This window comes from bacterium Scap17, from assembly GCA_013376735.1.
Taxonomy (GTDB): Bacteria; Pseudomonadota; Gammaproteobacteria; order Pseudomonadales; family Halomonadaceae; genus Cobetia.
Genome location: VINJ01000001.1, coordinates 2,632,563 through 2,643,947, shown reverse-complemented (window position 1 = coordinate 2,643,947; position 11,385 = coordinate 2,632,563). Strand labels below are relative to the sequence as shown.

Sequence of the window (11,385 nt, the reverse complement as noted above, 5' to 3'; positions counted from 1 at the left end):
GGCTTGGAGAGGCGTTGAGTCAGGCCATGGCACCTCATGTTATTGGGGCGACCCAGGGTGTGATCGCCCGGGTGTACTCACTGGCGCGCCGCATGGCCTGCCGGTGCAGGTATTCCAGACTATGGGCATAGTGCGTCAATGTCTGTTCCGGGGTGCGGTGGCCGATCCAGACGGCAAGTTGATACAACAACATGCCGCGATCCTGACTGTCCTGTCCGGCATAGCCTCGAACTCCCTTCAGAAAGCGTTTCAGGGGCGCTTTTTGCAGTCCCCAGGAGCCATGCTCCTGCAAGTCGTCGAGTATGTCACGGCTCTGTGCTGCCTCAAGACGGATCAACCACCAACTGACAGCTGCATGGCGCAACGAGTGAAAATCGATGGCACTCCCCAGCACACTTCTCATGGTGTCGATTGCCGGAGCGATCAGACCGGCATGATTGAATGCCTGACAACTCTCGCTTGGGCCGAACAGCGCGATATCAGAGAGGGCTGTCGAAGGGAAGCATCGCCGTCGATATACCCACCATGCTGCCAACAGTTCGATATCGCCGAAGAATGTCAGAAGGTGCAGGGGAAGTACGCGCCGCGCTGAAGGCGTCTTTCCGGCGTGAATATAAACGCGGCACTCAATCTCCGGCAATGACTTCAGCAGTTCACGCAACTTCACGTGCAGGATCTCTCTCTCATGCGGTGCGGGAGGTGAGAACCCCGTATCAGGTAGCGCCTTTGCGGGCTCGTCCGGGCAGTGGTCCTCCAACCACTGCTCCTCCAACCACTGCTCGAGCGAAAAGGTGCCTTGAGGACATTCGATGCGAATGTCCCGTAGGGTCAGGGCGCAGACCTCGCTGGCGCGCATCCCCCCGTGGAAGCCCAGTGCGATGCTGAGCCACTGCATGGTGGCATCAGGCATTGCATCGGGGACTGCGAGAAGATGGGTACGTACCTTTTCCATCTGTCTCAGGGTGGCGAAATGAATGCGTTTGGCGCTGGGGGTCTTGTGATTGCCTGATATCGGCGGCTCCACGTCCAGCAATACCCCCATGCTGTGCATGAAGCGGATGAGCTGCCCCATATTGCCAAGAAAGCTGTGTGTCGTGCTGGCAGACCATCCCATATCGCGTGGCACGCACCAGCACATTTCCTGGGCACTGTCGTTGTCCCACTCCTGAATGTCGATCGACAAGGTGTAGTCCGCCATCGCCATCGGCAAGCTGCGAGAAAGATAGGTGTGCAGCGAACTGACGCGCAGCATGCGAGTCACGCGCAGATCATGCAGCCAATAGAGCACCATGACCGGGTAGCTATGGCGGATGCCCATGAGTCTTGTGAGGCGTCTGCTTGTCTCGAGCAGCAGCGCCTCCAGACGCTTCTTGACTCTTTCGTCACTTGTCTTGCGAAGATGATCAGAGGAAATGACCCCGATCCATTGCTTTAGGATGCGTCTCGCCGACGGAAGCCAGTCGATCGGCCAGGAATCCTGGGGCAACAAGCGCTGCCCCGGAGGTTGTGTCAGTACGGTTGAGTGGGGGGAAGCGTTCGTTTCTGATGCCTTGGTCGCGAAAAGATCCATGGCGCTCATCGCGTCGTCATTCGCCACGGATTCCTGCTGATGGTTGCCGGAATCAGCCGCCATGACCGTGCTGACCGGTGGAGCCTCGAGCCGAGCGAAGTAGGAGTGGGGCTCATAAAGCCCATGCGCGCTGCTGTAGGGAATCGGATAGCGACTGAACTGGCTGACCCAGTAGCCGGGCAATCCCCCCAGGACTGCGGCATGAGGCAATGCGCTCAGCAAGGTGGTCAGCTTAAGCCTCCGGCGTTCCTCGATTGTCATGGGCAGTGTGGTGATCAGGGAGGCTAGCTCCTGTCTCATGCGACCCTTGACGATGCGAATCCGTTCGGGAATCGAGAGGGACTGGTCTTCTGGCCTCTCGGCCAATAACCACTCGTCCCTGGCGGTGGTGGGCTTTCTGGCTCTCAATGTCTTGAGCGCAGTCGTCAGTGTCGACTCCAATGGCAGACGGTAGGCCGTCATGTGAGGCGACATGACCGGCGACGGTGTCGCGTGAGCGGGGATCCAGACCCACTCATTGGGGGCGTTGCGATCGCTCTCGAAGTGACGACGCGTCAGGCAGGCCAATGTGACCAGAATCACCTGTTGGCCTAACCCTGCACGCACACCGAGCTCTACGGCAGCGCGCAACAGTGCAAAGCCAGTCCCGGGTTGACGTAGCGCGCGGATGATCGGCAAGACCCTGGTCGCGCGGTCCAGAGCTTTGGCCTCCATTGGTAGCACGCTTTTGCGCCGGGCCTGTGTGGGCCACTGTGGCAGCATCGCCACGACTCCCGGGCTTTGGTTGACTTCCTCCAGAAAGCGGCCGATGACGCGGTAAGCTTCACGGGGGCTTATCGGCCGGCGATGATGCGCCTTTCTCCATCGAATCAGTTCCGTGACCATTGCCTTGGCTTGCGTATGGTTGAGGGACAGCATCATGCTTCCGGCCTCTGCCGGCATATCGTTGGCCGGTTGGCGCTTGGCGTGACGCTCGATCCAGTACAGCAGGTGCAGGCTTTGCTGGCGTTGCGTGCCTTTGACTCGATCAAGTCGGCGTTCCTCCCAGCGCGACCAGAGCTCTTGCATGTGGTGGGTGCTCATGAGCTTTAGGTGCAAGTCAGGGTCGAGCTTGGCCAGTGATCGGATTCCTGACGCCTCCCTTGCAGGTGCAAGGTAAAACTTCCCATCTCTACTCATGGCAAATCCTTGAGAGGTATCACCTTGATTCGCAACTCATCGGACAACTCCCCCAAGAGGCGTTGCATCTCCGGCGGTAGGCAGATGTTGCTGGCATAGGGGGCGTGACGCTGCTGGCCGCGTTTGACATGGCCCAGCAGCATATCCAGCGTGTTCGCTTGCATTCGCCCATCGAGTGTCTGGGCGACGAAATGACGTGGCGCGTTATCGGGAAGTGCCAGCAGGGTAGCGAGTGCACTGCGTGACGCGGCTGTCAGTGACGGCGCTTGATGATGTGTGCTGATCCAGCCTCGGATGTGGGTCTGCTGGCAAGGCTTTGCGGTCAGATTGAGGCTGGCCTGGCGTCTTGACCACCACATGGCCAGTGCCTGCTCGTCTTCAGGCCATGACAGCCAGGTCCCGCCATTTCGTGGCCAGTGCTGCCGCCAGGAGGCCTGCCATGCCTGCAGGGTATCGAGATTCTGGCAAACCGGAAGAGGCAACGGGATGACCCGGCTTTCTCTGTAGAGACCTGAATCCTTGTCAGCGACCCACAGCAGGCGTCCACGCCGAGACATTTGCGTAGTGGCACCTGGTGGACGAAGTCCTGCCGTCAGCTGGACTCCCATGAGTACGTAGCAGCACAGCGCACTGTTGAGCCCGATCAAGGCCGAGCAGTCCTCAGGTGAAGGGGATATCCCACGGGCAGCAATGGGAAAGTCGGAAAGCCCCTTTTGGACCAGATCATGCAAGCCCTTCAGTGCCTCCTTGGCCGTGTGGAGCGAAAGTGTCACGCTCGAGCCCAAGGCCGTGATGGCGTGTGCATTCCTGGGAGGCAGTGTCGTGTTCATCGGTGTCGCGATCCCCCACCAGGTCAGAGACGTGTTCATGAGACGCTGCAGTTCACGTAGGGACTTTTTGCGGTAAGCGGCAGGTGCAGATGTCTTCAGGCTGAGTTCCCCGTGAAGCCACTCTGCTTCGATATCGGTCTTCGCCATGCCGAGAAGGTGATGACGTGCGGCTCTGGCCACGCGCTGAGCCGTGGGAGTCGTGCCAGTGTTCGTTGCCATGTGTTGCCTCAGCTGACGGTTGAGCAGTGCCAGACTCTTGGTCAGAGGCTGAGTTGTCGCTTCGCTCAATTGGTTGAGGGATATCGCGAGGACGTCCGGTAGGCGCAGAGGCAGGGCTGAGCTTTTTGACGGTGCATGAATGACAGGGACGTAGAGTGTGTTGCTTTCGGGGACCCACTGCAGTGATTGATTCCGCGACACCGGCGTATTGCGGAGCAATGCCTCCTGCTCGACGTCCGTCACACGGAGCTGACTGAGACGTTCGGGGGCAATACCTGTTGCAAGGACAAGCTGCACCAGCAGTCTGGCATCAGGCGGCAGAGATAATGTCAGTATTCTTCGGATCTGCCCCTGAGTCGTGGCGAAATTCGACAGACTTCCCAGGCTCTGTGCGATAGAAGTTTGCTGACGTTTGCGCGCGATCACCCTGCAATCTTGCGGTGTCAACAGGGTGTCTCCCTTGTGATGGAAGGGCGCTTCCTCTTCGTCTTGTGGCTGCGAGATCTCGTCTGGTTCGAGGCTGGTGTCAACGTCCTCGTTGTCGTCCGAGTGTCGTGCGGTACCGAGTGTCTCAGGTAGTTCAGGACTGGAGGCAATCGATGAAAAGTCGCGCTTGAATGAGTCTTGAAACAAGACGGAGCGTTGCGGGAGCCGCTTCGCGTAGGGCGCGCGACGAGCCCCGATGGGCAGGTAACCAGAGAGCAGTTCCTGGGCCAGGTGCAATTGGTCATACAGCCTTGGGTTGCCGTTTTTCAGCCACGGGATATGTTTACAGGCGCTGAGTAACGAGAGATTGGCAGAACGATGCCACGCGATCGGGTGCTGCCAAAGTGGCAGCATGTACTTCAATGCGATATGGAGGGTCGATAGATGCTGGTAATAGAGATTGCAATCGACTGAAGGCCCCGAGTGGTAGCCGGCCATGTCGCGCAAGGCAAGACGAATCAATCGGCGATTGTGCTCGATGGGGGATGGCTCGCCATTGCCTGGCAAGAGTTCGAAAGCGTGTGTTGAGGGCGTGTCATGGCGCGCGAGCTGTATTGCCTCTTTGGCGATATTGGCTCGCACCATGGAGGGAGCGAATTTATCGGGAAAGGTCAGCTGGCTATGCAGTGGGTGGCTCTGACGAATCGCCTGTAATGGTCCCGGCGCAAGAGGGAGTCTCCTCAGGAGTTTGTTGATGAGGTCGAGCAATTCAGGATCATTGTCATCCGCTGCCTGAATATGAGCGGATATCCAGAGATCCGCCCGACTACATGGGGGAAGATTACAGTGAAGAAACGGCCATAAGCGCGTTTCCTCCGAAGCCGACAATACCACGTCATCGAGTTGTTCTTCCCACTGATGAAGGATGGTTTCGGGGAGCCATGTCTTGCTTTCGGGAGTATCATCCATCATGAGGAGGACTCCCTTCCTCGTCCAATAGATCGCCCAACAGGTCGTCAACCCTTTGTGCTACATGGGACCTGCGAGTGGGTGAGGTGGCTGGCCTCGTGGTGTCTTTAGCGGGGCCTGATGCTGCTTGCCACCGAGTGGGTGGAGTCGGCTTGGGTGCCTGGGGAGTGAGGGGCACTGATGTTGGCGCCGCTTTTTGTGCCTCGTTGTCCTTGTTTGTCTCGGGGGAGAGTGGCTCTGAAGCTCCGCGATCATCGTCGAGACTCCGCTGGCCTTTGGGACTGTGGGCACGTTGCAGTGTGCTCTTCGCCCAGCGGCCCTGGGTCAGGATCATGAGACTCTTGATATCCAGGGTGGGTTTCGATAACCCGAACACGATACGGGCCAACTTCTCTTCCAGCCCAGGCTTCTCATTGAGCTGCTTGATGAATGCACGGGCTTCCATCACGTGTGAGGTGTTGAAAAGCTCCTGAGGTAGCACCTCTGACAGATAGCGCAACACCTCCAGCTCCTCGTGGGTGAGACCTTCACGGTCCACCTCAAACACCTTGAGGGATTGGAAGTTCTCGAGAGATGACCCCCTGAGTTGTCGCAGGAGCATGCCATGGGTGAGCAGCTCGGTGTGGCCCTGGGCACCGACAAGCACGATGGGTAGGTGACTGAGCAGCAGGCCCTTGTATGAAGGGGCCTTGCCTTTGCGTGGAGGCGGAAGGGAGATGAGATCGCCAAGAGAGCGTCGTGAAAGATTCCGTATCTTGCCTGAGAGGGAAAACTCAGCCTCAGGCAGGGGCGTGTAGGTATCGGTCATGAGCTCTCCCTTGCGTCTTATTAATTATCTCATCCTTATAGTAGGATAAATATCATCTCATCGGCCCCACTGGAAGTGCTGCCGTCCTTGGCAGCGCCTTTCAGGGTACGAGCTATCAAAAGATGTCATTGCCCGGGTCATGCATGTCATCCGCCATGCGGATGTAGCGTTCGAAGGTTTTTTGGTCACGATGCCCGCTGATGCGCTTTATCTGTTGGTCGCTCTTGCCACGGAGATGCGCTTCGGTGATGAAGCCGGCACGAAAGCTGTGGGTGGTAAACTTCTCTGCAGTGAGGTTGGCGCGCTGTAACGCCTTCTTGAGTAGATTGCCGAACGTGACGGGGTGCATTCTGCCGGCCCCCACTCGATCTGCCTGATCGATGGATCGGTACAGTGCGCCTCGACGAATGCCGCTCCATGCAAGCCAAGCCTCCAGTAACGTCACTGGGCAGCAACGCCCCCCCGCAGGATTACGGGGAAGCATCTTCTGTTCGATCCGTCCGCTTTGATTGGTTTTGCTGTGGCGCAACGTGATCACGATACCGCCATCACGCCATTCGATATCCTCTCTGTAGAGCGCGACGACCTCGCTTGCGCGAAACGCCCCGTAGAAGCACAGACAGAACATGCTGGCATCACGTAGATCTCGTGGAGCATCAAGGTCCAGAGCCTTCAACAGCTGTCGCAAATGATGGAGTCGCAATGCGGGCGCTTGACGTTGCCGTCCATCACTCTTGCGATGAATCCCCTTCAATACGCCTTTCACTTCCAGGCTCAGGGTGGGAGAGGGCAGCTGCATGTAAACATGCCAGGTGCCCAGCGAGCTGGCGTGACGGGAAATCGTGGCAGGCTTGCGGCCTTTGGTATGCATCTCCGCCAGATAATTGGCGACTTGCTGGGCAGTAGCGGGGAGTGAGTAGCCGGCTTTCATGAAGCCCCGGATATCTGATCGAAATGCCAGGATGGTGTTCTTTGCCATGCTGTCAGCCAGTAATCGTCTCGCGGCGCGTGACAATTGCATGTTGTCTGTCAGCTCATGGCTCTGCTCCTTGCCGAGCCATGGTGTGACTTCGCTCGGTAAACGACCCGGTTCCTTTTCAAGCGACATGCTCACCTCCTGATGATGTCAATCCATCGAAGCCAGAGGGCGTACCCCAGCACGGGGCGTTTTCACGCCTGGGTGAATACCGGTATGCCAATGGGATGGTCATGAAGCACCTCGATTGATCAATAGTGTGGGGCGTCGACGCTGTGGCGCCTGTGACTTGCGCTGTTGTTCGCAAGTCCCTCCTACGCTATCGGGCTTCGTGCTTCTGGGAAGGCAATCTGCAACGGCCTGACGGCCGCACTCCTGCAGTCTGTATGTCATAAGAAGAGCTTGTCGGAAGCTATTGAGGTTTTCGATGTCAAACATGCGTCGTTCGGCGTCAGCGACAAAAAGTGGCTGACCATAATTATGTTATAACGTATCATTTGGTATGTTTGATGATCGAGAATCCAGAGGTCCCCACGTCCAGGCGCTTACCTGACCCTGCCCCAAGCCCTGATCCAGACCCTGCGCCGGCAAGGATGCCTTCACGCGCAAGAGACGTGGCCAAGACCCTATCCTATCGAGGTACCGCCTGATGAATTACCCACAAGTGCCCCTGTCTCAACCCCTGCCAGTGACCGTGCTGTCCGGCTTTCTGGGTGCTGGCAAGACGACGCTGCTCAATCACATCCTCGCCAACCGCGAAGGGCGCCGGGTGGCGGTGATCGTCAATGACATGAGCGAGGTCAACATCGATGCCGCCATGGTGCGTGGCGCGCCCGGTGCGGACAACGAGGTGGCGCTCAATCGTGCCGAGGAGCAGCTGGTCGAGATGAGCAATGGCTGCATCTGCTGCACGCTACGTGAGGACCTGCTCATCGAGGTACGGCGACTGGCCGAGGAAGGGCGCTTCGATTGCCTGGTGATCGAATCCACCGGCATTTCCGAGCCGCTGCCGGTGGCGGAAACCTTCACCTTCGAGGACGAGGACGGCCAGTGCCTCTCCAGTGTCGCGCGTCTCGACACCATGGTTACCGTCGTGGATGGCGCCAACTTTCTCATCCAGTATCGCGAGGCGCAGTCGCTGGCGGAAGCGGGGGAAAGCCTCGGTGAGGACGATGAGCGCAATGTCGCGGATCTGCTGGTCGATCAGATCGAATTCTGTGATGTGCTGTTGATCAGCAAGACGGATTTGCTCGATGCCCCAAAGCTTGCCGAGCTGAGCGCGGTGCTGCGCTCGCTCAACCCAGAGGCCGAGATTCTGCCCATGACGAAGGGCGCCGTGCCGCTTAACAAGGTGCTGGACACTGGCCGCTTCAGCTTCGATCGCGCGCAACAGGCACCGGGCTGGCTGAAGGAGATGCGCGGCGAGCACGTGCCGGAGACCGAGGAATATGGCATCTCGAGCTTCTCCTATCATGCGCGCGTGCCGTTCCATCCCGAGAAATTCCACCAGCTGCTCCACGGAGACTGGTTCGGCGGCAAGCTGCTGCGCTCCAAGGGCTTCTTCTGGCTGGCCACGCGGCCGCAGTTTGCCGGACAGTGGAACCAGGCCGGTGGCATCGCGCACTACGGGTTCGGCGGCATGTTCTGGAAGGCAGTGCCGGAGGTCGAATGGCCAGAAGACCCCGAGTATCTGGAGTCGATCCGGGAAAAATGGCAGGAGCCGTTCGGCGACATGCGCCAGGAGCTGGTATTCATCGGTCAGAACCTGGATGAAGCCCGTATCCGCCAGGCGCTGGACGAGTGCCTGCTCGATGACGCCACGCTGCTGGCGGGCAAGGAAGCTTGGCGTGACCTGCCGGACCCGTTCCCCGCCTGGGAATGAGCAGCGGCACCTGAGTTCCTGATCTGCTGACATTCGCCAAGACACCCCACTGATCCGCAATCAGTGGGGTGTTCTGTTTCTACGTTACTTGCAGAGATGGCCTTCCCGTTAAAGGCCGGCTGCCCATGCACGTCGGGTTTCCCCCGATGGGTCATCGAGTCAACTCATGACGGCTTGGCTGAGCGCTACGTCGCTTGAGCGATACCCAGAGGGGAAATGTCAGGGCAGAAGCGATGCAGAAAGTGCCAAGCCATTGAAGGGGCCCGAACGACTCGCCCATCCACACAAAACCCAGCACCGTTGCCGTCAGCGGGCTGAAGATACCCAGCAGTGATGCGGAGAAGGCGGGCAATCGCTGGATGCCGGCAAACCAGAGGCCATAGCCGAGCACTCCACCCGGCAGGATCAGGTAGCCATAGCCCAGCAGATGTTGCGGCTCGAGATTGGTCGGAATACCTTCCGACCAGGCGGCCAGGGGCAGCAACAGCAGTCCGCCGAAGATCAATTGCCAGCCCGTCAGGCTCAATTGACTGACGTCGGGCGGACGTTGCCAGCGCTTGCTGAGTACGATGCCGGCGGCCATCGAGACAGCACCGAGCAGCGCGATCCCGACCCCTGTCATGTCCAGCCCACCTTGACCGGGATTGAGCAGCAGCACCACTCCGACCATGCCCAGTCCACACTGCATTGCGGCTGTCATGCTGAAGCCTGTCCCCAGCCACCAGCGGCTCAGCAGTAGAACCCACACCGACTGACTTGCCAGCAGTAAGGCGGCCATGCTGCCGGGGATGCGGTAGGCAGCGGCAAACAGGCAGGTAAAGAAGAGTCCGATATTGAGAGTGCCCAGCACCATGGCCTTCACCCACCCCCCTCCCGACAAGGTCTGTCGAGTCCAGAGCAGAATCAGCAGTCCCGCGGGAAGGGCGCGAATGGTGGCTGCGGTGAGTGGGGTGTCGGCAGGGAGAAGGGTCTGTGTCACCAGGTAAGTACTTCCCCATATGACCGGGGCCGTGGCGGTCATGGCGAGAACCTTCAGGTGTGAAGATGGCATATTTGTCTCTCCTTAAAGTATCTTTCTAAAAAGATATGTGTGAGAGTACTCGCAAAGCCGTCGTCATTAAAGTATCTTTTTGGAAAGATAACTGGGAGGTTTCATGATGACAGATGCTGTGGATCGCATTCTTGCGCAGTGGGAGAAGGCTCGCCCCGATCTGGATTGCCGGCCGATGGGCATATTCGGGCGTATCAGCCGGGCAAGTCGCGTGTTTGGCTCGAGGATGGAGCAGGTATTCGAGAAGGAGGGCCTGTCGACTGTCGAGTTCGACATCCTGGCGACGCTACGACGTTCACAGGCGCCATTGACCCCGACTCAGCTGTATCAGACGTTGATGCTCTCTTCCGGTGCCATGAGCACGCGGATAGATCAGCTGGTGAAGCGAGGGTTGTTGCAGCGCCAGGCCAGTGATGAGGATCGGCGCAGCAATCGCGTCGCGCTGACGGAAGCAGGGCGTCATCTGATCGACTCCACTCTGGAAGCGCATGTCGAGAATCAGCACCGGATGGCGAGTGCGCTGGACAGCGATGAGCAACATCAGCTTGCCTGTCTGCTGCGCAAGCTGATGACTGATGAACAACGCTAGCTATCGTGCAGCACCCATCGGGCCTCTGTGCGGGCATGCACCAGGTCACCCTCGAGCAGACGCTTCGCTGCCCCTCTGAGAGACAAGGCGTGAGATGCGTGCCGCTGCAGTGCTCAGGGCAAACAGCAGGGTGGCGAGGCACACGATGGTGGGGCCGGTGGGCGTATCCAGCCAGTAAGCCGCCTGCAGTCCGCCGGTGGTGGAGACTCCGCCGATGATGGCGGCGGCGATCGCCATCAGCTCCGGGGTGTGACAGAAGCGGCGCGCCGTGGCCGCCGGGATGATCAGCAGTGCGGTGATCAACAGCGCACCGACCACCTTCAATGCAACCGCGACCACCACGGCCAGCGACAGTGTCAGCACCAGCTGCTCGCGTCGCGGGTTGATGCCGCTGGCACGCGCCAGGTCCTCATTCAGGGTGGCAGTGAGCAACGCCGACCAGCGCCAGTAGATGAGGCCGATGACCAACACGCCACCTGCGGCGATGATTGCGAGGTCTGTCTTGCTGACCGCCAGGATATCGCCGAACAGATAGGCCATCAGGTCAATGCGTACGCCGGGCAGGAAGGAGACGGCCACCAGGCCGAAGGCGAGTGCGGAGTGCGCCATCACGCCAAGCAGGGTGTCCATGGCGTAGCCGCGTCCGCTGAGCAGCGTGACCAGTGTCGCCATGATCAGCGAGACGACGAGCACGCCGGCCAGAATCGAGGTGGACATCAAGAGCGACAGCGCCACGCCGAGGATCGCGGCATGGGCCGTGGCGTCGCCGAAATAGGCCATGCGTCGCCAGACGACGAAACAGCCCAGCGGCGCTGCCGCAAGCGCCACTAATATCCCGGCCAGGGCGGCGCGGAGCATGAAGTCATCCAGTATCAGTCCCTCCAAC

8 protein-coding genes are annotated in these 11,385 nt (G+C 59.2%); 2 read left to right on the top strand and 6 right to left on the bottom strand.

All coding sequences use genetic code 11. The annotated features are described in order from the left end of the window. Nucleotides 1-34 precede the first annotated feature (34 nt). The 4 genes from FLM52_11155 to FLM52_11140 all read right to left on the bottom strand — a co-directional run bounded on the left by FLM52_11155 (nt 35) and on the right by FLM52_11140 (nt 6,980). The gene (locus FLM52_11155) at nt 35-2,638 is read right to left on the bottom strand and encodes a hypothetical protein (protein ID NVN56341.1); all 2,604 of its coding nucleotides are present in this window, start codon (nt 2,636-2,638) and stop codon (nt 35-37) included. A gap of 107 nt (nt 2,639-2,745) precedes the next feature. Continuing rightward, nucleotides 2,746-5,196, bottom strand: a complete 2,451-nt coding sequence (locus FLM52_11150) for a hypothetical protein (GenBank protein ID NVN56340.1) — start codon at nt 5,194-5,196, stop codon at nt 2,746-2,748. After that, nucleotides 5,186-6,001 carry a hypothetical protein gene (locus FLM52_11145; protein ID NVN56339.1) on the bottom strand — a complete coding sequence of 272 codons (816 nt, stop codon included), beginning with the start codon at nt 5,999-6,001 and terminating at the stop codon, nt 5,186-5,188. Before FLM52_11145 ends, FLM52_11150 begins: the two co-directional genes overlap by 11 nt. Before the next feature lie 115 nt (nt 6,002-6,116). Further along, nucleotides 6,117-6,980 (bottom strand): tyrosine-type recombinase/integrase, encoded by an 864-nt coding sequence (locus tag FLM52_11140; protein ID NVN56338.1) that lies wholly within the window; start codon nt 6,978-6,980, stop codon nt 6,117-6,119. A gap of 646 nt (nt 6,981-7,626) precedes the next feature. On the opposite strand from FLM52_11140, the gene FLM52_11135 reads away from it, so the two are divergent. Then, entirely contained in the window at nt 7,627-8,859 is a 1,233-nt protein-coding gene (locus tag FLM52_11135) for a GTP-binding protein (protein NVN56337.1), read from the top strand. 151 nt (nt 8,860-9,010) lie between these two features. On the opposite strand, the gene FLM52_11130 is transcribed toward FLM52_11135, so the two are convergent. Continuing rightward, nucleotides 9,011-9,910 carry an EamA family transporter gene (locus tag FLM52_11130; protein NVN56336.1) on the bottom strand — a complete coding sequence of 300 codons (900 nt, stop codon included), beginning with the start codon at nt 9,908-9,910 and terminating at the stop codon, nt 9,011-9,013. 103 nt (nt 9,911-10,013) lie between these two features. On the opposite strand from FLM52_11130, the gene FLM52_11125 reads away from it, so the two are divergent. Then, the gene (locus FLM52_11125; GenBank protein ID NVN56335.1) at nt 10,014-10,499 is read left to right on the top strand and encodes a MarR family transcriptional regulator; all 486 of its coding nucleotides are present in this window, start codon (nt 10,014-10,016) and stop codon (nt 10,497-10,499) included. A gap of 45 nt (nt 10,500-10,544) precedes the next feature. Here the strand turns inward: FLM52_11125 and FLM52_11120 are convergent, their stop codons facing one another. Then, complete coding sequence (locus tag FLM52_11120) at nt 10,545-11,375, bottom strand: hypothetical protein (GenBank protein NVN56334.1); 831 nt, start codon at nt 11,373-11,375, stop codon at nt 10,545-10,547. Nucleotides 11,376-11,385: the final 10 nt, after the last annotated feature.

What these genes read in the sequence shown, in the direction of transcription:
- FLM52_11155 (NVN56341.1), bottom strand. Translation starts at nt 2,638, where the DNA reads ATGCAAGAGCTCTGGTCGCGCTGGGAGGAACGCCGACTTGATCGAGTC.
- FLM52_11150 (NVN56340.1), bottom strand. Translation starts at nt 5,196, where the DNA reads ATGATGGATGATACTCCCGAAAGCAAGACATGGCTCCCCGAAACCATC.
- FLM52_11145 (NVN56339.1), bottom strand. Translation starts at nt 6,001, where the DNA reads ATGACCGATACCTACACGCCCCTGCCTGAGGCTGAGTTTTCCCTCTCA.
- FLM52_11140 (NVN56338.1), bottom strand. Translation starts at nt 6,980, where the DNA reads ATGGCAAAGAACACCATCCTGGCATTTCGATCAGATATCCGGGGCTTC.
- FLM52_11135 (NVN56337.1), top strand. Translation starts at nt 7,627, where the DNA reads ATGAATTACCCACAAGTGCCCCTGTCTCAACCCCTGCCAGTGACCGTG.
- FLM52_11130 (NVN56336.1), bottom strand. Translation starts at nt 9,910, where the DNA reads ATGCCATCTTCACACCTGAAGGTTCTCGCCATGACCGCCACGGCCCCG.
- FLM52_11125 (NVN56335.1), top strand. Translation starts at nt 10,014, where the DNA reads ATGATGACAGATGCTGTGGATCGCATTCTTGCGCAGTGGGAGAAGGCT.